The sequence below is a fragment of the Vibrio splendidus genome (assembly GCF_001557875.1).
Lineage (GTDB): Bacteria > Pseudomonadota > Gammaproteobacteria > Enterobacterales > Vibrionaceae > Vibrio > Vibrio splendidus_F.
Map to the genome: position 1 here is coordinate 41495 of NZ_LNRF01000009.1, position 26351 is coordinate 67845.

At 38.5% G+C, this 26351-nt stretch carries 24 protein-coding genes; 1 reads left to right on the plus strand and 23 read right to left on the minus strand.

Annotated features, from left to right (window positions below):
- Positions 1-68 precede the first annotated feature (68 nt).
- From ATB74_RS18170 to ATB74_RS18205, 8 genes are all read right to left on the minus strand, one after another.
- Entirely contained in the window at positions 69-509 is a 441-nt protein-coding gene (locus ATB74_RS18170) for a low molecular weight protein-tyrosine-phosphatase (RefSeq protein WP_061019361.1), read from the minus strand.
- A gap of 136 nt (positions 510-645) precedes the next feature.
- Entirely contained in the window at positions 646-1785 is a 1140-nt protein-coding gene (locus tag ATB74_RS18175) for a polysaccharide export protein (RefSeq protein ID WP_061019362.1), read from the minus strand.
- Between the two features lie 799 nt (positions 1786-2584).
- Entirely contained in the window at positions 2585-4870 is a 2286-nt protein-coding gene (locus ATB74_RS18180) for a YjbH domain-containing protein (RefSeq protein ID WP_061019363.1), read from the minus strand.
- Complete coding sequence (locus tag ATB74_RS18185) at positions 4870-5757, minus strand: capsule biosynthesis GfcC family protein (RefSeq protein ID WP_061019364.1); 888 nt, start codon at positions 5755-5757, stop codon at positions 4870-4872. Before ATB74_RS18185 ends, ATB74_RS18180 begins: the two co-directional genes overlap by 1 nt.
- A gap of 22 nt (positions 5758-5779) precedes the next feature.
- Positions 5780-6484 carry a YjbF family lipoprotein gene (locus ATB74_RS18190; protein WP_061019365.1) on the minus strand — a complete coding sequence of 235 codons (705 nt, stop codon included), beginning with the start codon at positions 6482-6484 and terminating at the stop codon, positions 5780-5782.
- 111 nt (positions 6485-6595) lie between these two features.
- On the minus strand, positions 6596-6847 hold the full coding sequence (locus tag ATB74_RS18195) for a hypothetical protein (RefSeq protein WP_061019366.1): 252 nt from the start codon (positions 6845-6847) through the stop codon (positions 6596-6598).
- A 270-nt stretch (positions 6848-7117) separates the two neighbouring features.
- Complete coding sequence (locus ATB74_RS18200) at positions 7118-7666, minus strand: sugar transferase (RefSeq protein WP_155645157.1); 549 nt, start codon at positions 7664-7666, stop codon at positions 7118-7120.
- Between the two features lie 114 nt (positions 7667-7780).
- A complete protein-coding gene (locus tag ATB74_RS18205; RefSeq protein WP_061019368.1) occupies positions 7781-8725 on the minus strand; it encodes a UDP-glucose 4-epimerase family protein in 945 nt (314 codons plus the stop codon).
- Between the two features lie 176 nt (positions 8726-8901).
- Between ATB74_RS18205 and ATB74_RS18210 the strand changes: the two genes are divergently transcribed.
- A complete protein-coding gene (locus tag ATB74_RS18210) occupies positions 8902-10764 on the plus strand; it encodes a nucleoside-diphosphate sugar epimerase/dehydratase (protein WP_061019369.1) in 1863 nt (620 codons plus the stop codon).
- Here the strand turns inward: ATB74_RS18210 and ATB74_RS18215 are convergent, their stop codons facing one another.
- From ATB74_RS18215 to ATB74_RS18285, 15 genes are all read right to left on the minus strand, one after another.
- Positions 10765-11523: a glycosyltransferase family 2 protein gene (locus tag ATB74_RS18215; RefSeq protein WP_061019370.1), complete on the minus strand. Its 759-nt coding sequence runs from the start codon at positions 11521-11523 to the stop codon at positions 10765-10767.
- On the minus strand, positions 11510-12142 hold the full coding sequence (locus ATB74_RS18220; RefSeq protein WP_155645156.1) for a hypothetical protein: 633 nt from the start codon (positions 12140-12142) through the stop codon (positions 11510-11512). Before ATB74_RS18220 ends, ATB74_RS18215 begins: the two co-directional genes overlap by 14 nt.
- A 306-nt stretch (positions 12143-12448) precedes the next feature.
- The gene (locus ATB74_RS18225) at positions 12449-12871 is read right to left on the minus strand and encodes a secondary thiamine-phosphate synthase enzyme YjbQ (protein ID WP_061019372.1); all 423 of its coding nucleotides are present in this window, start codon (positions 12869-12871) and stop codon (positions 12449-12451) included.
- Positions 12864-13481 carry an SDR family oxidoreductase gene (locus ATB74_RS18230; protein ID WP_061019373.1) on the minus strand — a complete coding sequence of 206 codons (618 nt, stop codon included), beginning with the start codon at positions 13479-13481 and terminating at the stop codon, positions 12864-12866. The genes ATB74_RS18225 and ATB74_RS18230 overlap by 8 nt, the downstream gene beginning before the upstream one ends.
- A 3-nt stretch (positions 13482-13484) precedes the next feature.
- Complete coding sequence (locus ATB74_RS18235) at positions 13485-14075, minus strand: IspD/TarI family cytidylyltransferase (RefSeq protein ID WP_061019374.1); 591 nt, start codon at positions 14073-14075, stop codon at positions 13485-13487.
- A gap of 4 nt (positions 14076-14079) precedes the next feature.
- Positions 14080-16218 (minus strand): CDP-glycerol glycerophosphotransferase family protein, encoded by a 2139-nt coding sequence (locus ATB74_RS18240; protein ID WP_179946927.1) that lies wholly within the window; start codon positions 16216-16218, stop codon positions 14080-14082.
- Positions 16208-16891, minus strand: a complete 684-nt coding sequence (locus ATB74_RS18245; RefSeq protein WP_061019376.1) for an ABC transporter ATP-binding protein — start codon at positions 16889-16891, stop codon at positions 16208-16210. The genes ATB74_RS18240 and ATB74_RS18245 overlap by 11 nt, the downstream gene beginning before the upstream one ends.
- A gap of 2 nt (positions 16892-16893) precedes the next feature.
- On the minus strand, positions 16894-17598 hold the full coding sequence (locus ATB74_RS18250; RefSeq protein ID WP_179946928.1) for an ABC transporter permease: 705 nt from the start codon (positions 17596-17598) through the stop codon (positions 16894-16896).
- A gap of 113 nt (positions 17599-17711) precedes the next feature.
- The gene (locus ATB74_RS18255; protein WP_061019378.1) at positions 17712-18815 is read right to left on the minus strand and encodes a biotin/lipoyl-containing protein; all 1104 of its coding nucleotides are present in this window, start codon (positions 18813-18815) and stop codon (positions 17712-17714) included.
- Positions 18815-20737: a dehydrogenase E1 component subunit alpha/beta gene (locus tag ATB74_RS18260; protein ID WP_061019379.1), complete on the minus strand. Its 1923-nt coding sequence runs from the start codon at positions 20735-20737 to the stop codon at positions 18815-18817. Before ATB74_RS18260 ends, ATB74_RS18255 begins: the two co-directional genes overlap by 1 nt.
- Positions 20737-21663 carry a polysaccharide deacetylase family protein gene (locus ATB74_RS18265; RefSeq protein WP_061019380.1) on the minus strand — a complete coding sequence of 309 codons (927 nt, stop codon included), beginning with the start codon at positions 21661-21663 and terminating at the stop codon, positions 20737-20739. The genes ATB74_RS18260 and ATB74_RS18265 overlap by 1 nt, the downstream gene beginning before the upstream one ends.
- Positions 21663-23078 (minus strand): dihydrolipoyl dehydrogenase, encoded by a 1416-nt coding sequence (gene lpdA / locus ATB74_RS18270; RefSeq protein WP_244270927.1) that lies wholly within the window; start codon positions 23076-23078, stop codon positions 21663-21665. The genes ATB74_RS18265 and lpdA overlap by 1 nt, the downstream gene beginning before the upstream one ends.
- A complete protein-coding gene (gene neuC, locus ATB74_RS18275) occupies positions 23071-24195 on the minus strand; it encodes a UDP-N-acetylglucosamine 2-epimerase (RefSeq protein WP_061019381.1) in 1125 nt (374 codons plus the stop codon). The genes lpdA and neuC overlap by 8 nt, the downstream gene beginning before the upstream one ends.
- Positions 24196-25239, minus strand: a complete 1044-nt coding sequence (locus tag ATB74_RS18280) for an N-acetylneuraminate synthase family protein (RefSeq protein WP_061019382.1) — start codon at positions 25237-25239, stop codon at positions 24196-24198.
- Positions 25232-25921 (minus strand): cytidylyltransferase domain-containing protein, encoded by a 690-nt coding sequence (locus tag ATB74_RS18285; protein WP_061019383.1) that lies wholly within the window; start codon positions 25919-25921, stop codon positions 25232-25234. The genes ATB74_RS18280 and ATB74_RS18285 overlap by 8 nt, the downstream gene beginning before the upstream one ends.
- Positions 25922-26351 lie beyond the last annotated feature (430 nt).

Here is a 26351-nt window from a genome sequence, read left to right on the forward strand (position 1 = left end):
TTAGCCACGTCTACGTATAGAGCATGACATTTAAAAAGCTGTCTATTCAAAACCTACGGTATTTAAACTTACAGTTTTTTTGCCCAAGCTTGCGCAGCTTCGTCAATCAGCTTATAAGCGTGTTCAAAGGCTTCACGGCTTTGACGGTAAGGATCAGGAATGTCTTTTTGGCCTATCCACTGACCAAACAGCATCGTTTTTCCGCGAGCCTCCGGCGATATTTGAGTAAGCGCTTCTAAATGGCCCTTCTCCATCACCAAAATCAAGTCATACTGAGCACAAAGCTGTGGCGTGACTTGTTGAGACTGATGATTTTCAACATCGACACCATTTTCAGCGGCAATCACAATCGCCGTTTCATCTGCAGGCTTACCAATTAAACGGCTTTTTTCAGCAGCAATACCAGCAGAGGCTACCTCTTTGTTCGGTAGTAATTTTTGAAGAACGCGCTCTCCCGTCGGGGAACGACAAATGTTACCCACGCAGACCACTAAAATTTTATTAAACATAACTGACTTCTAATTGTAATGGGCTTATAAGCTGACGTACTTATAAACTAAATATACTGATAAACCGAATGCACTTCTAAACATAAAAAAATCAGGCCACACGTGAAGTGCAACCTGATTACCGTTCTATCTTAGCCTAAGGCCAATTACGAACACGTAGCGCACCTTCGGTTAAATTATTAAATCCGTTGATGGTTGGAAGCAGCTGACCTATCACACGGTTCCAACGGCTGATTGGTGCGGCCGTTACGTAAACAATATCGTAAGGCTTTAAATCAAATTCGGTGCCAATCACTAAGGCTGATGCATCTTCGATATCCAGTTGGTAGATGTCCGCCATACGTTCTGATTTATCATCAGAAGTACGAATTACAAACACCCCCGTTGCATCGGCAGTGAGTTCGTTAATACCACCCACATTACTTAATGCTTCTGTCAGGCTCATTCCTACGCGATCAATCTTTAATAACTTAGGCTCTTTCACTTCCCCCATCACAAACACTTTCTGATTGTCGTTACGAGGTACGTGAACAATATCGCCCGCTTGCAGTAAGCGGTTTTGCGTTAGGTCACCGCGTTGCATCAAACCATAAAGAGACAGGTTCTCTTCCACGCCGTTACGGGTTAATGAAACATTACGCCAATCGGCATCTTCAGACAAACCACCAGAGCGGTTCACCGCATCCAGCAGTGTTAATGGAATGTTAGTAATCGGCTGTTGGCCAGGTTTTGAAACCTCACCAGTAATGTAGGTTTTCTTAGAACGGAAAGCCGCTACGTTAACATCAACCTGAGGGCTCTCGATGTACTTAGCTAAACGAGTCGCAATATCCTTACGAATTTCACGAACGGTTTTGCCTGCCACTTCTACTGTACCAATGTAAGGGTAGAAGATAGTGCCATCTGCATGGACCCAGTTACCGGCTTCTGCGCTGCTACGGTAAGAACCCGCAGGGATGGTCAGTTCAGGGTGATCCCAGATCGTGATGTTTAGGATATCACCGACGCCAACTTGGTATTCATACTTTGCGATGTCGACATCCAGTTCAGGGTTGGCTTGTGAAACCGACAATGTATTGGTTTGGTAAGTCGATACCAACTGTGCAGTCAGTGGGTAAACATTCACCACTTCCGAAATGTCAGACTCTTGTTGCTGTTCCTCAGAGGGCTGAATCACATTCTTACCACCGGTAGACAGGTGAGTACCTGGAGTCGTACACCCTACAAGCAATGCAGGAATAAGCGCGAAAAGGAGACGATTTTTATTGATCTTCATGTTAACCAAGTAATAGAGGTGGAATGTATTGTGATCCCCAAAAGGACACCAAAGGAAGTTAAGCGCGTAATTTTATCAGCTATGCAGCATTTAATAGAGTTAAGGCGGGGAGGGATAACGTGATCTTGTTCCCATTTAATATCAAAGAGACGCTACCGCCCTTTGATATTCCGCGACATCACACTGCGTAGTTAATATGCCTCTATCTATCTGGCATTGAGATAGAAGTTTTATGTCGTAAACCGAGCCAAAAATCGGACTTTCACACGGTTATTTTATTGCGTATGCATTATCCACAATTTGTGTTTATTATCAACCTAGTTGAATGGTTAAAGAGCAGATACGGGATTCGAGTGAACGAGATGCGAAGAGCTTAAGAGCGCAAGAGCAGATGCGGGATGCGAGTGAGCGAGATGCGAAAAGCTAAAGAGCAGATGAGAGTAGCGGGATGCGAGTGAACGAAGAGCTAAGAGCAGTTAAAGCCTTGACGGGATGCTTTTAGCTCCTCCCCTTTATCACAACTGTTGCTTGGCAGAAAACACCAACATAAGGGGAGGCTGGGAGGGGTTGGTAACACATAGATTAACATCCCCCTCTAACTCCCCCTTTGATGAACATCACTGCTCACAAACGAACGGCGTTCAAGGGGGAGAACCAAAAGCGAGGTGCAATTAATATCACCAGCTCTTAAGCTATTCGTAACTCGATACTGCTCTTCCCCGCTCTTCGCATCCCGTCTACTCGTTACCCGAATCTATCTTTTCTCGCTCTTCGTATCCCGCTTACTCGTCACCCGTATCTATCTTTTCACGCTACTTGGTCTTTGGAACCAAGGTGAGCGCGCATCGGTTTGATCGAGCAAGTTGTATTGCTTATTCAGCACTTGGCCGCCGTCACGCGTGATCGGTAGCCAGGTAAAGCCAGCGCGGCTTGAGCTTGGTTTCACGGTGACTAAATCAAACGGAATCGACACGTAGAAGCCTTTGGTATAACTGCCTTCACCGTACTCTTCGGTTGTCATGTCGGTTAAGCTGACAAACGCACCAGCAATCACGCCGCTCTTGAACTGCTTAGAGAAGTCGACACGAGTACCGATATCACCGGCAAGGAATTTACCAACGCCCACTTTCAGCAAGGTATCGCTCAAGAAGTCCCATTGTGGGGTGTAGTAACCGGTAATAAAGCCAGTCGTGCCTTTATCGATCACTTTGTACGTTCGGCTGCTGTCGTCTGGGTTAACTTGGATCTCTTCATCAAACGTACCAAACCAGCTTTCTGGATCGCGCTGGCTTATTGCTGTCATGTCTGCGCCAATCGCCCAGTTTTGGTTGAATGGACGATACAGGATTTCGCCACCCACACCCGCGAACATGCTCTCTAGGTAACCGCCGTAAGCTTGGGTGTAGATACCGCTGCCATAGTCTTCAAACCACGTCAGTTGTAAACGGTCTAAACGAACCGGATCATCAACATAAGACCGGAACAAGGTTCTTACCCTTGGTGTTTGGTCAGTGCCGTCTGATGGGACGGTATAGTTAAACTTGTCGTAGTTATCGATTAAGTTAACGTACAAAGAGCCCGACAATTCAACATTGTTTAACGCCCAGAACGAAGCATTGGTGTATAAACCCAGGCTATATAAGTAGAAGTTTTCAGCCGAACCGAACGATTGCGCTAGGTTTGGTGAAATCGACACATCGAATCGTTCACGTCCATCATGATAAATTACGGATTTCTTGCGCTCTAATTCGTGAGTATCGGTTGCATCACTGGTTTGAGCATTGAGATAACTGTTGTTAGCTGCCGCTTTGAACGCTTGGGCATCTACCGTTGTCTCGGTGAGTTCCAACGATTTGTCGTTTTCAATGATTTTGTAGGTGTCGATGTAATTCGGTACCGCGTTGGCAATCACGATCGCACCGCGTTCAAGGGCGATATCTCTGTCTCGGTATTTAACTTGAGTACCCTTTACTACAATGCTGTTATCGTCGACCAAGATTTGCGCTTGTTCATAGCCCGCGACGGTTTCAAGTTCTTCTGCAAGGGCCACCATATCAATATCGTCAACCGTATCGACACCACTTGGGCGCAATTCTGCTGTTTCGGTATCTCGCCACACCGAATACATTTCATTGAAGTTGGTAGAGAGGTCGAAACCAAGGGTTAAAGTATCGCCTCGCTCATAGCTGACTTTAGCTGAGCCCCAATCGGTGAAACGATACACAGCACCCACGTTCCATGGCGTGTGTTGTGTCATGTCGACACCACCACGCACAACAGGGAAGTCTTGAGAGTAATCGTTGCCATCGTATTCAAGCTTTAAGGTCAGAGGCTTATAAGGCGTTTGATATTCAAAGCCACCATAGATCGCCGCATCGCCTTTAAACCAACGCTCAAAATCGACACTACCGCCATTGCCTTTAGTATCTGACGGGCGATCGCAATATTTGTCACTGGCTTTGCACAATGGGTTGGTGAAGTTGCCACTGGTGCCCATGTATCCCCAAGCCATGCCCAAGGTAAAATCAACTGGGCCAAAACGTTTAGTGGCAGCAACAAACTCGCCATCAAATAGCCCAGTACCACCAAAATCACGCATACCGATCGACACTTCAGGTAAATAGTACCCTTCTTCGATTAAGCGCAGTTTAAAGTCGATGCCTTTATCTGTGTATTTGGTACAGCCACTGAATGAGTTTTGTGAGCAGTCTTGGTCTGCGCCTCCGCTATAAAGCAGATCTTGTACTTGTGTGTAACGAATTGTGGTTTCAAGCCAAGGCATCACCTGTAGGCTCACGTTATAAAAGTAGTATTCGTTATTAAACGAGGCGCTAAAGTTGAATTCCCCTTCTGGTGCCATTCGGCCTGTTGGCATTTGCATTAAGCCAACACCACCAAAGTTCATTTGCGACGTTCTGTATTCTGTGTCGTCAAATGATGATTTTTCTGCTCGAATCGAAGAGGAATCAATGGCTGTTTCTGCGCTAGCTGTTTCGGCAAAAACCGGCACACTGTTGGTCATTAACAAGGCGCAGGTAACCGCTGTGCACACTGCCGATAGAGGGAATGATTTCTGTTTCAGCATTACAGGCCAACCTTATGACGTAGCAAATCGACGATATCTTGGTTCAACGTTGAGAATTCTGATGGCAAAGAGTAAAACGCCATAAATACGATGGCACCTGGTGCTAGGTAAACCGGCTGTTCGTTCCAGTAAGCGTATTGAATGGTTTGTACCACGCCATCTGGCTGAACAACATACGCCAAGCTTTTATCAGCGGATTCACCAATAAAGCCGTTCGGTAATGCATCGAGATAATCATTCAAGGTTCCATGCTCAATCAGATTCATTGTTACCGACTCTTTCATTACACCCATCAACTGAATGGACGTTGGTCGTTGTGGTAAGTACAGAGAAAAGACTTGAGTTTGACTGGCTGACGGCTTGTTAGCATGAGAACTTGAAACAAGCAGTGGGTTCTTGTCTGATTGCGAGATAACCGCATTGCGGTCTAACTCAATAAAAACTCGATTGAGGTATTGGAAAGAAGCTAATTGTTGGTGCACTAAGTTTGCTTCTGGTTCTTCTACCGCTAGAGCTTCCAGTTGGTTAAATACGTTGTGCTTTTTTGTTTCGATAGCTTGAGTATTGGTTTTATCAAACAGTTGAGCTGAAAGGGGGAAGTAACCAATACTGTTGTTATCACTCACGTTAGAGCTAGCGTTCGCGTCGTCTAACACCTGAAGCAATCGAACGTTAGCTTTGTACTCAAGCGTTACACCTTGAAGAGGAAGTTCGATTGTTGTTTTAATCGAAGGCGTAACAACGTTAGATGCCGCAGAAGCATAGCTAACAGTGCACAGAGAGAACAGCGCGCTCAAAGCTAACAAGTTTCTCATCATTAACAGAGCTCTCACTACTGGCAACCGACGTCCCGTCATTTTTGTTGCGTGATTAATATAATTCATCATTTTAATTCATTACCCTGACTCGTTAATTGCTTTGATAATGCTTAAGGACGGTTAACTCAAGCCTTGTCATATCAGGGCCTAAATACTGTATGGTTTTAACCACTTTGCCTTTGCTATCGACCCAATATTCGTTGGTGATCTCTTGCTCTAACATTGGGAATTGAATTTTTTCTTGGAATTTCTTAGTCTCGATAGAGGCTAACGGTGTTTCTACCGTTTCGTTTCTCGCATACGTTCGGGTGATATTCGCTTTGTAGCCAAATCGATAGTTGGGTTGCCAGTCGTACACGGCTTGCCACTTTTGGGCACCGGGGTTAGCTGACACATCAAACGTAGAAGAAGCATCTGGTGACGAGCTGTTTGCAGAAGAGAATGTATTTAACGGTTGGAATGCCAAACCTAAAAGGTTTTCGTAAGGAAGCAATAAAGTTTGTATGATACGTCCATTTTCAGTGACGATCATCGCTTTGTCAGAAGACATCCACTTTAACTGCTCTGCGCCCGTTTGAGGGTTTTCACCGACGTAAGCTAAGACCATGAAGATTTTACCTTGGTCATTCACTTCCGCATAAATGCTGGAATAAGGTAAGGTTTGAATGTATTCCTTGGATAGCTCAACATCAGAGCTTCCAAAAAAGGCTTCATCAAAAGTGGAATTTACGTCTTGAAACTGCTGAGAACAACCAGCAAGTAAAAGGCCAAGAGATATGATTAGAGGTTTAAGCATGACGAGTTCTGCTTCCTAGCAATCGGGTTGCTGATGTCCAATATGAAAATCTGATATAAAAAAACCACTTTATGCTTTCACATAAAATGGTTTTAAACGTCTACTCAAAAATTATCGAGTAGTTGTTGTAGTTGTTGCACCGCTTTCGTTAGAAGCAACCGCTACAGCTGCTGCTACTGCTACTGCTGCTGTCGCTACTGCAACTGTTGTTGCTGTGCCAGCTGCTGCAGCAGATGCGCCAGCGCCTGCTGCTGCACCTGAGCTTGCGCCAGTACCAGTGCCTGCTGCCGCTGTAGTTTCAGCTGCAAATGCAGCACCAGAGAAGCTAACTGCTAACGCAGCTGCTAGAGCCATCTTTTTCATAATGATTTCCATTAATATAAACGTTTATATGCAGAGGGTGATTTTTACACCCTCAATCAGTCGCTCAGCTTAAACAACTGATTGATCATGATAGGTAATAACTACAATCAAGTAAATGTATAAATCATAAGCAATACCTTATAAAGCATTATTTAGGAAATAGCGTCACATAAAAATGGCCTTAGAGGATATGTGTAGCGCTGCAAAACTATGTTGGTATAACGCACAGGCCTGTACCTATGATTATAAGAGAGCATAAACCATATCAAACTAAACTCTATCACCAGAGCCTTTGCCTAACACGGTTTGAATAATGTACTGGAAATACAATTTAGTATTCAGCGTGTTAACCATGCGTTGATCCCACTCTGCTAGTTTTTTCGGTGTCGACATGTCGATGTCATTGATTTGAGCTAAACCCGTTACACCTGGTCTAACAGAAAGAACTCCTCTTGACTCTCTTTCGTCGATTAGTTCTTGCTGGTTGAACAGACATGGTCTTGGGCCAACTAAACTCATTTCACCTTTAAGCACGTTGTATAGCTGAGGGAGTTCATCCAGTTTCGTTTTACGCAAAAAACCACCTAATTTCGTTACAGAGCTCGCCCCAACTAAGTGAGTAGCAACAGACTTTGTATCCACTGGCATGGTTCGGAATTTGACTAAGGTGAATGGCTTTTTGTTACGTCCCACTCGAGTTTGAAAAAAAACAGGAGAACCGGTATCAAAATAGCCGATGATGCAAATGACGAGAAATATTGGCCAAAGAAACAACAGACCAAAGAAAGCAAAAAAGAAATCTAACAAACGAATCAAAATGTATGCCTTAAAGCTCTGATTAAACAAATATGATGAATGGCATAAGTGCCGTTAATTAATAAAGTGTATCTTACTCACTTAAGAATATGAACGTAAGACCCCTCTTAAAGCATATCAATGCGACTTCAAGTAGGCATCCACCGTCTTTTTAATCCCTTCTTCAAAAGTTACGGGAGGTACCCATCCTAAGATCTCTTTCGTCAAACGAGTCTCAACCTGAAGGCTACCGCATATTCTCTGTGCAATGTGTTGTTTCTTTAATACTGAGGCTACCAATTGTATCCAGGACATTGGGATAGGTAAAAGCTTCGGTGTCTTATTCATTGATAAAGCGATAGTTTGCATTAATTGAGTAGTAGATACATCATGATCATCAGAAGCCAAGAAGGTATATCCCGGAGCTGAGGGGTGTTGACAACACGTCAGTATCAAACTGCAGAGATTCTCTAAATAAACCAAACTTCTTTGGTTCTTTATAGCACCAAACGGTAATGGAATACCTTTATCAATCATACGCATCATAGATAAGAAATTGGCTTTAACTCCCGGCCCATAAACTAGAGGCGGCCTAATGATAACCACTTCTATACCAGTCTCTTTTGACAACTTAGCCAACTCAACTTCGGCTTCATACTTACTCAGGCCGTAAGGATCATGTGGGATATGATTTAGGTCAGGATAAAATGGTGAGCCCGGCTCAGTAAATTCACCATTAACTTTAATAGAACTGACGAATACAAACCTTTTAACACCAGCTTCAGCGGCTTGCTTTGCGAGGTTCAAAGTACCAAGCGTGTTTGTCTCTCGGTAGGCAGTTAAGGCATCTTGCTCACTTTCATTCATTTGATGCACTCGAGCGGCACAATGAACAACGCAATCCACACCGTCAAAAGCACCTGACCAATCGGTAGCTGAGTCAATAGAAGGGATAACCAAGCTATTTGGCTGTGTTTGAATCGCTTTCCGCACTACAGGAACTACTTCCCATTCGCGTTCTTCTGACAGTCCAACAACTCGGGAACCAACAAAGCCCGTACTACCCGTTACTAATACCTTCACGAAATAACAACCTCACCCTGTACAAATAACAAACAATATCTACAGTAAAACTACTGAGCACCACATATCAATCAATTACAACTAGCTTACCGCACTCAAGAACATTAAAATATCTTAGATATAATATTACTCACTACAGCTTACTAGCCTGATTTAGAAAATTACCAAGGAATATAATGATTAAGCCAATACGAGCTATTCTCAACACCAAGCGGAAAAATAAACGCTTAATCAGTATTGGTTACGACATATTCGCAATAGTAATATCAATCTATTTAGCTATTGCTTTAAGGTTAGGCACATACTCTTTTGAACTAGGTTTAGACGAGTGGGTAACTTTACTCCTGACAATTTCAGTTACGATATTCACTTTCACCAAGCTTGGGATGTACCGAGCTGTACTACGCTACATGATGTTTCCTGCTGTCGGAAACATATTCCTTGCCGTATTTATCTCATCTCTAACCTTAGTGATGAGCGGATTCTTTTTTCATACCTTTATCCCTAGAAGTGTTCCGTTTATCTACGCTGGGTTAGCAATACTTACATTGGGCGGACCAAGAATTATGATCCGTTCTGTCTATGATCAGATGATAAAGCGTAAAAAACCAAACGTATTTATCTACGGTGCAGGAGCGACTGGCCGTGAACTTGTATACGCTTTGATACATGGTGATGAATATAACCCTGTAGTTCTACTGGATGATGATCCAACGAAAAGAGGTAATATTTTATTTGGATTAAAAGTGCATCACCCAAGTGAATTCGAGCACCTTCAATCTCTTTATCAACCAGTAAAGTTGTTGCTAGCTATTAATAATATTAATAAAGGTAAGCGATTAAGACTCGTAGAAAAATTATCTGACTGGCCTATTGCTATTCAGTCCGTACCATCGGTAGAGGACATCGCAGCAGGCAAAGCTACAGCTACAGAGATCAAGGATCTCGATGTGGCAGATCTATTGGGAAGAGCGCCTATAACACCTGACGATGAATTACTGGCTAAAAATATTCATAACAAATGTGTAATGGTAACAGGTGCCGGTGGCTCAATTGGTTCAGAGCTATGTCGCCAAATCTTGGCGCAGCAACCGAAAACATTGGTTCTATTCGAACTCAATGAGTACAACCTATACAAAATTGAGCAAGAACTACTTTCTACTAGGAAAAACTTAAAGAGCCAGACTCAGATCATTGCAGCTCTAGGCTCCGTCCAAAGGCAGAACCGCCTTGAAAAGTTGATCAATACTTATGAAATTGAAACCTTATATCATGCCGCCGCATACAAGCATGTTCCGCTGGTCGAGGACAATGTAGTAGAAGGAATTCGCAACAATGTATTTGGCACATTAACCTGTGCACAAGCTGCGATAGAATGTGGCGTGAAAAATTTCACCCTGATTTCAACAGACAAAGCTGTAAGACCGACGAATGTAATGGGGGCGAGTAAGCGGATGGCTGAACTCGTTCTTCAAGCACTTGCAGACAAAGGTACAGATACCATTTTTACCATGGTTAGATTTGGCAATGTATTAGGCTCTTCCGGTTCGGTAGTTCCGCTATTCAAGAAGCAAATCAAAGCTGGTGGCCCTGTTACTGTGACACACCCTGATATCATCCGCTATTTCATGTTAATACCAGAAGCCGCACAGCTTGTTATTCAGGCTGGAGCTATGGGCAATAATGGCCAAGTGTTCGTGCTGGATATGGGCGAACCCGTTAAAATTCTAGACCTTGCAAAACGCATGGTGCACCTAATGGGCATGAAGGAAAGCCTTAGCTCAAACTCGGATGAAGGCGATATTGAAATCAAGTTTACAGGTCTAAGACCAGGGGAAAAACTATATGAAGAGCTTTTAATCGGGGACAATGTTGAAGGCACTAGCCACGAAAAAATAATGACAGCGATGGAAAGTAAGCTCACCTGGCCAGAGATGCAGATACTCTTGTTCGAACTGGATGAATGCTGCCATGATTTTAACGTGGACTGTATTAAGCGTATTTTACTTGAAGCACCTACTGGTTATAAAATACAATAATTATGCCTTTCTACTTATTCGTTTTAATATACCATTGATTAAGTAAGAAATAAAAATAGATAATCTTTTGGGTATGCTGAATTCGTTGAAACTCATATAACTGAGAAATAGAGACGAAGCCATTTCTAGTTTATTGGAACTAGCCTGACTATCTCTAATGCGATATTTAGTTAAGCACGAATTTAGACCATGAAATACATTACCACCTCTGAGTAACATCACCCATAGCATAAAATCTTCGCGTTTAACATTTTCTGGAAACTTAAAGTCACTAATCTCAAAACTATCTACAATTACTGTAGACATCCCTATGTTAGTCAACTTTAAGTAAGTCGCGAGATCTAAAATATCTTTAGCTTCAGAGTAGCCTCTTCTATGTCCACCAATTTCGTTAATGAACGTATAGGACGTATGAGATATTTTAGCATTATTAGCTTTCATAAAAGCAACTTGTTCAGACAACTTCGATAAATCCCAGATGTCATCACTGTCAATAAAAGATAAGAATCTACCTTTAGAGTGTTTAATCGCGACATTCCGACTATGTGCTACACCTTTATTTTGAACATTCTTGTATATCGAAACCTTATGATCATTCCCATACTTTGATTTAATGTAATCATAAGTGCCATCAGTTGAAGCATCATCGACTATTATAAGCTCAAATGATTGGTAGGTTTGATTTATAACTGAATCAATTGATTCATCGATGTAATCAATTGAGTTATAACAAGGTAAAATTACACTAACTTCTGGCACTGTTCATATCTCTTACAGTTAAAACTTCGATACTATCACAAGAATCCCTGAAAAAATCGTATGTCTGTTTAAAGCGTTCTCTATCATCACTTGTCATCAATTCAGTTGCATCAATCGATCTGACTGATGTATAAGGAAGTGCAGAAGATAGTATATATAAGGCTGTTGAATTAAATGAAACTATCGAGGACGGTACATTACCGGAATAAATATAAGATTCGATCGAACTATCTATATTGCATACTTGACACACGTTCATATTTTCAAGCTGTTGAATAACTTCCAACTCTTCATATCGATGAGGAAAGAAAAATACTGGATACTCACTATTCTCTATAATTAATAACAGCAAATTTATATAATCAGTTCTGTCCAATATCCTATTAAAAGAAAAAGCAGAACCTAATAAGTAAGTCGCTTTTTCCAAATTTCTATTATCATAAACATCTATTGGCAGTGATTGGATAGTTATAAATTCCGTAGACTTCAAAGGAAGAATAGTTCGAATAGTACATTCTTTGTGGTTTTTGACCGAATCATTATATAGCTCTACTGTAGACATACCATCATCACAGTAAATTATGCCATTCTTAAAAGGAACACATGCTACAACTTTCATCCAAAAGCTTTTATAGTCACCTACATAAATATTTCCTCTAAAGAAAAAATATCTAATAAAAAAATAAAGTGAATATAGAGTTAATAAAAACTTGTTAGATCTCGGAGAAATAAAAGTTTTGACCTGAGAGCTGTGAGACAGTTTTTTAATCTTACTATCATTACCTGTCTCTCCGTTTAACCTAGTCAAAATATATTTATTATCGAGATCAAGATCAATAGCTAAGGATAACTGTAATGGTGACTCTGTCAGTATTATGTTTTTCATTTAAATAAAAAGAGAGTGATAAATCACTCTCTTTCCTTCTTATAATTCAGAGTATGACAAAACTACTTCTCTGTCTCGAATTGGATCAAATTCGATCAAGAATACCGTTTGCCACTTGCCCAGTAAAAGTTCGCCATCCTCAACAGGGATAGTCTCAGAAGTAGGGAAACCAAGTTGCTTCATATGAGAGTGTCCATTGATTCTTTCATGAATTGGAACATCTCTGATCTCAATTTTATCGTGCATATATTTATGCCCGTTATTAAACTGGCGATCAAGGTAATCGTTAATATCAGCTAACAAAAGTAGCTCATTTTCTAAGATTTTAATTGAACATGTTGTATGCCTAACATAAATGTTAAGCATGCCGTGTCCTGACTTGTCTTTAACAAATTCCTTTGCAATATCATTTAAATCAGTAAACTGCTTTTCTGTATTGATTGTTATTGATTTTCTATTCACTTATTAAGTCCTTTACATTATTTAGGTTTACATCAATATTAGTACCGACTTCATACTTTCCGTCTATTGCTTTACCAACAACTAGCGCGAAATCGTCAGGGTCCATCAGCCCAGATTGATCTTCATCTGGGAAAAGTGCTTTTCTCATTTTTGATATAGTTCGGCCTGGCGATAATGTAAGTACATCAATACCTTCATCAGCCCAACAACTGGTTGCCATTATCAAGCCAGCCTTAGAGGCGCAGTAAGACGTCCACTCGCCTCTAGCCTTCGTTCCTGCAGAAGAACCAATATTAATAATTTTAACATCATTGTTAGCCTTTACTGCCGCCATATTGATATTGAACACTGCCGTAAGGTTTATATCCAATGTGTTCTTATCTAATTCAAATAAGCCTTCTCGAGCACTATTAACCTTAATATAGCCTGCATTATTAATAACAATGTCAGGGCATAATTCTGAGATAAATTTCTCTGTGAAAGAGAAATCTGTGACATCAAGCTCAGTACGTGATGGAGAATAAATCTCGTACTTGTTCCCACTTTTTTTTAAGTACTCAGAAATTGATTTTGCGATATCACCGCTTCCGCCAGTTATTAAAACCTTCATTGTCTATTCCTCTTCTAACATCTTCAAAATTGTATGATAATCATTTTTATAAGTGACTTTTAAAAGATTTGCACCACCCAGTAGCAATTGAGGCCTGATACCATGAAACTCAAACATTACTCGGGTTTCATCAGTCATATCGACAAAGTTTCCACTATCATAAGCTTCTTTCAACAGCTTGTAGTCGAATGACTGAGGTGTCTGAAGGTTACAGTACATCTCACGGTTTAGGTAATCCCCATTTTTAGAGATCACTGTATCAACCAGTTCGTTATAGAAAGATACTGATGAATAGGCATTCTCCATCAAAGCATTTATCTGTTCAACTTTAATCAAAGGGCGAGCAGCCTCCAAAATCACGACTCGTTTTATCGATTCAGGTAACTTTGACAAACCAATTCTTACAGATTCAGTACGGGTCTCTCCACCTGGTAAATCCTCACCAACGACAATTATGGCGTCTCTACCAACTAACTCTAGAGCTTTATCTAGAACCACTTGCCACAGCATTTTTCCATCAAGCTTCAGCTCTTGTTTCCGGCCACCAAATCGCGAACCCTTTCCTGCTGAAAGTATAATTACACCAATATCCACAACACTAGTTCCTTTCTTCTACAATGCTTTCTATAAATTGCTTAACTCTTAACTTACTATTGCCGTCACAAGCTGATAAATGATAATCCTTAAACGAATAATAATTATCCCGTTTTCTTTTGTTACGGAAAGAATCTAAAACTGCAGTTATACAGCTAGATTCAACTATATCTCCAGGAAAATCTGAACGAAAATCGAATAAAAATTGATTTTGGTAAGTATCAACATCACTTGCGATAGATAAAACAGGTAAATCCATTAAGATAGCATAAAAAATAATAGAAGAATAATCTGTTGCGACGACATCTGCCACACAATTTAATGAAAATAGAGATTCCCTGCTCATATCAATAATATTATCAAAACTGGTCACGTCGGTGCAACATTCCCCTCTGTCTAAGCGGTTAATTATACTAGGGTGATGTTTGTAAATAATAACTTCATCGTTTTGCAGAGAACTGGACAAACTACTCCAGTCTAATCCAGTAAATAACTCAGGGCCACCTAATCCTTTACGATAAGTAGGACAATATAAATATATTTTTTTCCCTATAAGACTCTGGTTACGCCTAAAAAAATCATGCTTACATTCTTCGACCTTCGATACATCAAAATATTCATCCGTAGAGACACAACCTAAGCTAACGACATCCTTCCTCACTGAAAAATTACGATGTATGATGTGTTCTATACTCTTTGATGATGAAACAAAATACCCAGATCCTTTAACAACAATTTTCTTAAATGCCCCAGGGGCATGCCATAACTGAATATGGTTTATATTTTTATTACTATCGATGAAATTCCTATTATTAATACTAGTAACAACAACCTTCGACAGCTTTGATAAGATTAAGAACTTTACTTTATTTAAAAAATCATTAGATAGTACGTGATATTTATATCTAAGTTTACTTTCGTCATGAAAATAACCTAAGAAGTATATATCTAAGTTTCTCATATTTATAGAGTCTACAAACAAAACATCTATTGGTTTGAAATTTAATTCAATAGCATAAAGAAAGTCAAACAGCTTCCTCTTCAGTTTAGCCATATTAAATCGATTCCTTGTTGCACTAAGCCTTTGAATAATTGTTCTTTTTCTCGGTTGCTTGGACCTAGCCTTATCACAAAAAAAACTAGCATAGTTAATTATATATTCTTCTTCATTTCTATCTACCTTTATCAAATCTCTATAGTCAGATTTATACATAGAAACAAAATAGAAGCTTCTGCAAATAAAATTACGCCAAGGATTTCTTTTTCTATATACCGATTCCAACTTTAAAGGGAATGTATAGCCTGGAATATTAAAATAGCGCTCATACGTAAACATTGCTGTAGAAGATAGAGATATAACCCCAAGAAAGTCTCTATCTGTCTCACAAATCTCAAATTGAGTCCACCCATCGTGAAACAATAAAAATTTATCCCGGCAGTCAATTGGGAGACGATTAAAAATACATTTATAAAAATTTTCACCTCGATCTTTAAAGTATACGTTTATCCCTTTACGTATTATCTCTTCAATAACTTTAGATTGAATATTTAGATATTCTCCCTGATCGAAAAATGGAATTGAAGTGAAAAGAAAAATAACTGAATTATCTTCAATCTGTTTCGGTTCGACTTTTAACTTTGACCTAATCTCAGATATTGTAGTTTTTACAAAGCTATCATCAAACCAAGTTATATTTTTAGAGTGTCTATAGTTGACGAGAGGTGGATGAAGTGGCAAAAAATAACAATGATCAAAATCGTTTATTGTATCTGCGTACCTCTGGCTATTTAAATTAGCTAATCCATCAAAAATTATTCTAGTTTTTATATTATGATTAACATTTTTAAATAGTTTTGTAATTGAGCCATTTTGAGCCCACACTTCATCATAATGACCAATTTCTATATCCAAATTCCCTTTATTAGTCATGCTTAAAAAGTCAACATACTCAAAATTAACGCAACTAAATAACACCTCACATTGATTTCTAAAGTATTCTATCTGTTCTGAATCTTTAGTTTCCCCTGCATTTAGAGTGATACAACATGTCACGTCATAGTCATCATTAAGATACCTATATAACAAATAACTTGTTATAACTTTTAAATCTCTACACCCTACAATTATTACTTTATTTTTCATATTCATAAATTACTTTATCTGCATCACCGATCTGACGAACTACTCCATCATCAATCCAAATAACTCTATCGCATAATCTCTTAATTTGATTTGCTGAGTGACTGACAAATACTACGGTTTGATCGCTATTAATTTTCTCTACCATAACCGATTCGGCTTTTTTCCTAAACTTAGCATCGCCAACACTTAATGCCTCATCAATTAACAATACGTCGGGCTTCATTTGAACTGCTATTGAAAAGCCTAGTTTAGATCTCATACCACTTGAATATGTTTTAACTGGCTGATATATAAAATCTTCAAGCTCAGAGAATTCTATTATTTTATCAATGTTATTTACTACTTCTTTTTGTTCAAAGCCAAGTAGTAGTGATGTGAATAATATATTATCGTAACCAGATAATTCTAAATCAAATCCAGCTTGCAAGGTAAGTAAACTTACTGACAAATTTTTCTGATACTTAATACTCCCACTATCTGGAGAATATATCTTTGATAGTAACTTTAGTAGTGTTGATTTACCTGTGCCATTTCTACCAATTATGCCTAGCGTTTCACCCTTAATAACATCAAAACTAATATCTTTTAGTGGTTGATAGTAATCCGAACCCTTCATTTTTCTTTTTAACTTATAACGCACTGAAACTTTATTCAACTCAATCAAACAAGTCATAATTACCTCATAATTTCTCGAGTAAGCTTCTCATCATTATTTTTAAACAGTAAAAAGGTAAATAATATCAGGGCAGTAGATGTTAAAGATAAAATTAACATTGACATAAATGAAGGAGAAGATTTAAAAATCAAAACATCTCTATACATATTTACTAAAATAGCAATAGGATTGTAATCAAAGAACCAATGATATTCTTCAGGGATCTTAGATATTGGATAAACAACTCCACTTATGTACATAAGTACACGCATCCCACTAGGGATTAGCATATTAAAATCTCTAAAAAAGGTGGTTATATATGCAGATATCAGCGAACAAGCACTAACAAATAGCATTTGAACGCCTAACAGCAATATCACCCAAGACCAATGAAAGTCAGGGAAATATCCAGAGAAGATTAGCATTGAAAATAGTAGTAAGAACGAAACACATTGCTGGAAAGCTTCCTGGGTACACGTTACAAAAACAAAGAAGCTTTTCGAAATAGCTATTTGAGAAGATAGCCCTTTACCTTTAACTATCGATAGCGAAGAACGAGAAACGGCTCTTTGAAACCATAACCATGGTACTAATCCAGTCAATAGATAAGCAGCAAAGTTATCTGTACCCTTTTTTAAAAATATTCCAAATACAACATAATAAACCATCATGAATAACAACGGTTCAATAACCAACCATAAATAATTAAGTCGATTCTGACTCATTTCAGACTTTATGTTTAATCTAGATTTCAAAAAAACCAGATAAGTAAACTTTTTAATATTCATCAATAATAAAGCCGATATAACTCGGCTTCCTTTAAAATAAATTTATGAAATTAACCATTTTTACTTGTCAAATTCGACATATTAGCAACAAAGCTATCACTATCTAACGAAAAGTCAGCAAAAAGTGTAGAGTTCATACCAACTAAGCAATTATCTCCAATCTTCACATTACCACCAAGAACTGCTCCTGGAGCAATATGAGTGTTATCTCCGATTGTACAATCATGACTCACAATAGCACCAGAGTTAATAATCACGCCTTTACCTAATTTCACATTGTTTCCAATAATTGCACCTTGCGCTACCTGAGTCCCTTCTCCGATATTTGCAGTTGGCTCAATCATAGCTGAACGATGAACTATGTTAACGGCTTCAATACCTGACTCATTAATGAGGTTTATCAGTTTCTGTCTAGATTTGCATACTCGTTTGTCTTTAAAGCTATAACCTATCGCAATCTTCACTCCTTTCGTATGCAAAGATTGTAGGCTCATTAGACTCAACTGATCTTCGGTAGCTATAACTTCTATACCATTGACAGCTGCACCAACTAATTTTTTATCATGCGTTATTATACCAACCAAATTTCTTCTTTCGTTTAATTGATTATTAAGAATGGTATGTAATGTATTTGCATGAAGACCAGTACCAACAAATAAAATATTTTCATGACTAGCTTTTAAGTTTCGATCAATTATATCTAAATTCATTGGTTCCTTACTAAGAGATAGTAAATGCTGCAACACAAGATTCTCATTTATTAATCCTTTGTGCTTTACTTCACTGATAGAGATACCGTGCTCATTTATCAATTGGTTTGCTGCTTTAGAGATAATAACATCCTCGACAGCCTCAATTACATTCGATTCAAGTGATTCAATTTCATTCTTATTATCATTACTTGAGAAACTCTCATCGCTCCATATTCTAGCAATGATTGAACCGACTTCAACTTCATCATCTTCCTTACATAGTAACTCAATATAGCCACAAACTGGTGCTGAAACAGAGACGATTGATTTAGATGTCTCGAGGCTAATGAAATCTGCACCTTCCTCAATATACTCTCCAGTTGAGCATTCGATATCTTGGACAACAACAAAAGTATCATTAATCACTTCTGTCGGTGTTAAAATTTCCGCTAATAACGACATTACTTTTCACCTTTAATTATTGTCTGGATAACTTGATTAGAATTCAGTAATGCACTAGCTTCTAAATTCTTCACCGACGGGATTGGGATTGGCAACGAGCCTATGCGTTTTGTTCTAACATTTTCACAAGATTCATGAATTGCCGAAGATACTTCACTGCCAAAGCCTCCAATTAAAGAACCTTCTTCCAAAATATATACTGCGTTTGTTAGCTTAGCTGATTCTATAATTTCCGATATGTCTAATGGAGATAGCTGTGAAGGTATAATAACCTCAGCCGCAATATCATATTCAGTAAATAGTTCATGGATAACGCTTTCAGCAATCGAAGCTGCACCGCCATAAGACACGATTGTAATATCTGGGGACATGCCTTTAGGTGAAATTTTTACTACTGGATATTGACTATCTGATTGTTGGTAACTGAATCCTAGTTTTGGTTTTGTCAATAATGTAGAACCATAATCAACTTTATTTTCAATTACGATTACTGGGTGAATTTCTTTATCAACAGAGTCATAAATATACTTGGGATCCAAAAATTTGTTTAGTGCAACGGTTTTAACATTATCAATTCCTATTAGAAACTTATCTAACGTCTGAGAATGAGTTGGACCATAACCTCTCCCCCCCCCCATTGGAGTGCGTATAACTAACGGGCACGTAATCTGTTTGTTATACATATGATAGAATTTAGACGCATGATTCACTATTTGATCCAAAGCGAGTAGAACGAAATCGCCAAACATAATCTCAGCATATGGCTTCATCCCTGATAGTGCTAACCCGTTTGATACTCCAACTAACCCAGCTTCGCTAATAGGTGTACTTAATACTCTTTCAGGGAAGTCAACAGATAAATCTTTAGCTACTTTAAATGCGCCTCCGTACGGTGACAGTACGTCTTCTCCAATAAATACAGAACGCTCATTGGCCATTATTTCTTTAATGGTCAAATTCAAACGGTCAACCATTCGCTTTGAACTAGGTTCAATATCAGTCCACTTGGCAGGCTCAATAAAACCTGGTTCCGAAATTTCAGAGTATTCCTCCAATGACAATTCATTTTTGGAGATCTCATTCAAGATTTCATCGATCTGTCGATCAACCGCATCTAGTTCTTCTTGAAATAGCTTCGGGTCATTTTCTTGACAAATATTGATAGGATCTAACTTCGCGTATTTCTCAACTTCAGATACTTCTCTAGTGTCATCTCCTTTAGAGTGAGGTGCTAAGCGATAAGTTTTTACATGGAAAAAGATTGGCTGATTAGTTTTTCGAACCTCATCATATGCAACCTTTGCGTCAGAAATTAACTTTTCAAATTCCCATGTGTTACCACTTCGATATTCAAGTCCAAAGCCTTCTGCACGAGATTTCAAATCGCCAGCAAAACTATCTTCTTTTACTGTAGTCTGCGCATAACCATTATCCTCGCACACGATAACTAGTGGTAGTCCCCACTTGCCAGCCATATTCATTGCTTCATAAATGACACCTTGTCCTAAGGTCCCATCACCGATAAACACGGTACCAATTCTATTATTTTTCTTTAGTTTATTAGCTAATGCCATACCAGCGGCTACTGGAACAATTCCACCTTGTATACCATTTGAAAAAAAATTGCCTTCACAAAGATGTTGACTGCTGCCAACCCCCGAACAAGTGCCTTCTTTTCGCCCCATCAACTCTGCGAGCAGCCCTTTAGTATCTTTGGTATACGCTAAATAATGTCCGTGGCAACGGTGATTTGAGAAAATAAAGTCATCTTTAGACAATTGGCCAGCAAACGCAATAGCAGATAGCTCCTCACCAATACAAGTATGAACTGTGCCATTTAATTGCCCTTGACCAAAGAGCTCTAACAGCTTCTCTTCTGTTCTTCTTATGAGCAATGCTTCTTTTAAGATTTCTTTTCTCATTATTTAATGCCTATTAATTTACAAAAATCTGTACTGTCAATTCTGGGAATCAAAAAAGGGAAATTGGAGTCAATAGGCTGTGTTTGACTGGCAATAAATCCAGCACGAATACCTAGCGACTCAAGAACCAATTGTGTATTTTCATTGTACTTCCCACATGGGTAAACACTACAATCAATAGTTCTTCCTATGTTTTCTTCTAATATTTTTTTGTTAATGGAATAACTTAATAGCTGTTCTTCATAGCTCCAAGAATCAATTGTTGTTGGATGTTCATGGGAATGTATAGCAATTACATGATTTTTGCTTATTTCAGACAATTCTTCTTGAGAAATCCATAACCGTTCAGCCATTTCATTAACATTAATCCCTGATTGCTCTATCATCTTATCCATGATTTTTACATGTTCGTCTCTAAAAACTATATCTCTAAAATATCGAAATTTTCGGTCTTGGGTAGAATAAAACGTCGCATGAGATAAATATTCATCAAAGTTAACATTATCAATCGTTAACAAATATAAGTTTTTATAGTGTTCATTATTCAACAAAAATGAGAAGTATGCGTCATAGTAATCGTCTATTTTTTCGAAAAAATAGTTCCTGTAATATCGATATATTTCAAAACTATCTTGATCACCATTAAAATACATAGAGCAAAATCCAAAAAGTCCCTGAACATTATGCTTATCGAGAACTTTAACAGCTACATCATATTGTTCTTTAATTCCATCATCAAATGTTAAACAAGTTTCGTTTTCGGCTAAAGAATCTGAAAAAAACTTATTCAACCAAACATCAAAATCTAGGACTTTATATTCATCATTAAGAATTATGGCTTCAAGATCTTCAAAGCTTAATGAGCCATCTACTTTTTTATACTTATTACCATCATCGTGGAAATAATGAAACATTATTGGTTCCATCACATTACCTTAAAATTAGGAACACTTGTCGCTCGCCCAAGATAGAGTTCAGAGAGCAATTGAAAAACTTCTGATAAATTTGGATGTGGCTGAATAAATTTAATAATATCCATAACTTTTAAAGAATTATTAACTATCAGCGTAGCTTGCCCTAAAATTTCATCACATCCTTGACCAACAAATCCGAAGCCCAAAACTTGATGGTTATCTGTGTCGACAATCATTTTGCTTAGCCCACGAGTATCATTTACTGTATAAGCCTTCCCTAATGCGCTAAAAGGAAGTTTAACCACTTCATAATTAACATGCTCAGGAATATTTTTTTCTGAATAACCAACCCAAGCGATCTCTGGTATGGTATACGCGATTGCTGGAATATGGGAATTCGGTATATTTTTGCGTTGGTCTGCAATCACTTCTGCGACATAACGGCCTTCAAAAATACCTTTATGAGCAAGCATAGGACCACCGATTACATCACCGATAGCATATATATTTGATTTACTTGTTCTCTTTTGAGAATCACTAATAATATATCCATACTTATCAGTTGAAATACCAGCAAGTTCAGTGCCTATATTCTCACTATTCGGAGTTCGGCCAATAGCAATTAAAACTGCATCATAGCATTTAGTGGCTTCATTACCTTCGGAATTCATCACAACGTGAATTCCATCTTTTCTCGGAAAGAATGAAGTAGCTTGTGTATTAAACTTTATATTGAGTTCTTTTTTGACAGAACGAGTGTATATTTTGGCAATATCATTATCAATTGTAGGTATAATTTGATCGCTAGATTCGATTATGTCAACTTTTGAACCCAATGATTGATAAATTGTTCCTAATTCAAGCCCTATTACTCCAGCCCCGATAATAAGAAATTTATCAGGTATACTTTTTAACTCTAAAGCATCCGTTGAAGTCCATATCCTAGAATCGTTATATGGCGCTGAAATAATTTCACTCGGTTTTGATCCCGTAGCTACAATAGCATAGTCAAAATTTATCTTGATTATTTCACTGCCACTATCAACTAGAATAGAGTTTGGGCAATTAAACTTTCCGTGACCTTTGACGATTGTTATATTTCGTAAAGAGGCCAATGATTTAAGGCCATCAGAAAGTTTTTTAACCACGTTGTATCTTTTGTTACGAATTTTTGAAAGGTCTATAGATTTTTTTTTAAAACTTACACCAATTCCAGACGCAGCTTCTGCTAGTTTTATAGATTTCGCGATATGAAGTAACGTCTTAGAAGGAATACATCCCACATTTAAACAAACACCGCCCAATGAGTCACCTGATTCAATGAGCGTTGTTTTTAACCCTAAATCCGCACAACGAAACGCAGCAGTGTATCCTGCAGGCCCAGAGCCAAGAACAACTACATCTGCTTTCAGTGTTTTGCTAATCATTGAAATCTACAAACACCTTTTGTTTAGCCGTTTCCCAAAGCTTAGGGTTAGAAATAGATTCAGTAAATAGCTTATCACTATCTCCAGAACCAAACTCACGATATGCAGCATACTGATTTGAGTATTCTCGATTCAAAGCATCAAGTATTTCTTTTGAAGTGTTATCAACATTAATAATTGATTCTGCAGTTGCTCGATCTTTCTGTCGCGTACCAATATCTAGTGAAGGAATACCATAAAATGGAGCTTCTCTGACGCCTGCACTCGAGTTACCAATCACTATTTTGGCGTGCTTCAATAAAGTTAAAAATGACTCAAAGCGAACACTAGGAAATACTTTAATTCTATCTAAGCTCTTGAATCGATCGTATTCATTAATAATGATATCTGTACCATGATCATTATTAGGGAATATTACAACAAAGTTTTTCCCAGATTCAATAATGGCATCAACGACTTGTGTTATATTCTCTTTTAATTGTTCCACCTCAGTCGTAACTGGATGATACATCAAAACACCATAGTCATTAAATGGAATATCGTAATGTCTGAGAACATCAGCAAAGTCAGGTAAATTTCCGGAAGACATAATGTCTAAATCAGGAGAACCTATCACGTGAATTGATTTTTCTGATTCACCTAACTGAACCAAACGACTTTTAGCAGTTTCATTTGAAACATAGTGAAGGTGTGACATTTTACTGACACTATGTCGAATCAACTCATCAATTGTTCCTGAGACTTCGCCCCCCTCAATATGAGATACAAGGATATTGTTTAAGCTTCCAACTATCGCACCAGCCATTGCCTCTACGCGATCGCCATGTACAACGATCATGTCGGGCTCGACTTCCTTAACATAATCTGAAAGCCCAGAAATAGTCTTAGCTAAAACAACATCCATTGTGTCTTCAGAATGTTGATTGATATACTTGTATACATTCGAAAAACCACACTTTTCAACCTCCTGCACTGTAAAGCCATACTTTTTCAGCATATGCATACCAGTTACAAAAATGTGAGGATGAAACTCTTTTGACTGTTCTACTTTATCTATAAGCGATTTCAGTTTTCCAAAGTCAGCTCGAGTCCCAGTTAAAAAGACTATTTTTTTCATTTAAACGATGTCCGATTTTTTGATCTGAATATCCTTTGCAATATCGACCGAAGCCTTCTTACCCAATAGCGATTCATAATCATCTGCTAAAAAGTCACCGGTACCCGGGCGCTTCACCCAAAGGTTATCTCGAGTCAACTCTTCCCCAGCTTTAATTTCTTCAATCGAAACAACACTAGCGTAAGCAAAGTCAATTGTAACTTGTTCTTCTTTAGCTGCTTCCTTCTTACCACCACGCATTTTTGCCATTCGAGCTGACTGTTCAATAAGCTCTCGACACTCTTCTGCATCCATAGAGCAACAAATATCCGGACCAGGTCTAGATTTACTATCTGTAAAGTGTCGTTCTAGAACTGAAGCTCCGCAAGCTACCGCACCTAAACAAGCAAGGTTATCAATACTATGATCAGATAAACCTACAACAGCATCCGGAAATGCTTCTTGTAGTTGCTCCATAGCCCCAATACGAATCAAGTGATCTGGTGTTGGATACAGGTTAGTTGTATGCAGTAAGCAGAATGGTGTTTCATGCTTCCTAAAAATATCTACAGCTTTCTGAATAGAAGGAATATCATTCATCCCTGTACTCAAAATAACAGGTTTGCCGTAGCTAGCAATAAGGTCTAGAAGAGGGTAGTTGTTACATTCCCCAGAACCAATTTTATATGCTGGTACACCCATTCTTTCCAAACGTTCGGCAGCTGCCCGTGAAAATGGAGTACTAATGAATATTGCACCTTTAGACTCTACATATTCTTTCAGTTTCGTCTCATCGGCTTCATTAAGTGAGCATCGTTCCATTATTTCATAAATTGAGACGTCAGCATTCCCTGGTATTACCGACTTTGCCTCTTCACTCATTTCATCTTCTACTACATGAGTTTGGTGCTTTATTACTTCAGCTCCGCCAGAAATTGCCGCATCAACCATTTCAAATGCAACTTTCAGTGAGCCTTCATGGTTAATACCAATTTCCGCGATTACCAATGGAGAATGTTCAAGCCCAACTTTACGTCCAGCGATTTCGAATACAGGATTATGCATTAATTTTTTCCTTTAAAATTTGTTCTACTTTCAAAAAATCATCAATTGTATCAATATCTTCAGATTCTAACTCAGACATAACATACGGCAATACCTTATCTCTCGGTATTTGATTAAACTCTTGAAACGCTTCTTTGTGAAAAGCATAAATTGCACCATTAGGCTGATATGCTTTAGGTAAGTCTTGCCTACGCATATAAGGGGCTTTCTTACTGTAAAGACCAGTAATGAATCCATTCTCACTTTGAATATAAGCTTTAATTGGAGTATGTGTCGGTTCAAACACACTAATAATACAATCTGCATTCGAATTAGACAAAATCTCCAACGCCTCGTTAAGATGGGCACTTGTTCTTAGTGGTGAAGTAGGCTGTAAGAGAACTATTTGTTGCGTATCAACATTCATGCTTTCTAACCATGAGATTGCATGCTCGATAACAGATTCACTAGTTGCGGAATCTGTCGCTAACAGCTCGGGTCTAGGGATAATCTCCGCCCCAAAACTCCTACTCACTTCTGCTATTTCAGCGTCCTCTGTAGATACATAGACAAGGTCAATAGATTCACACTCTTGTGCTGCTTTAATTGTCCATCCAATGAGTGGCATTCCATTTAATTTAAGAATGTTTTTCCTTGGTAATCCTTTAGAACCACCTCTAGCTGTTATCAATGCTACCCGCAAACTTCCACCTCAACCCCATAAACATAGGAGTAATTAACGACAAATCAATTTAGAAACAAATCACTTAAGCTGAGTCCACCTCATAGTTCATAGCCAGCGACATATCCGTTTCCCAACTCAATTGTGCTTGCGTCTAAATGCTCTTCACTTGAGGAGCATTTAGATGCAAGCACAACTCATAAGTCTTGTAAATCACGACACACGGAACTATCAAACTCTCTTACTCAGCTTCACATTGTAAACTCATCACAACAAATAAAAGTCAAGCCTTTGCTATTTTCAGTCTTAGATAAGATACAAAAAGTGTTAGCCTATTAAAAACTAAAGTAAGCTACCGCCCTTGGTTATTTGCGAAACCACACTACGCAGACCACGAGCTATGTTGAAAAACTCAGTAATTATCACATTTCAAGATGCAAGAGGCAAACTA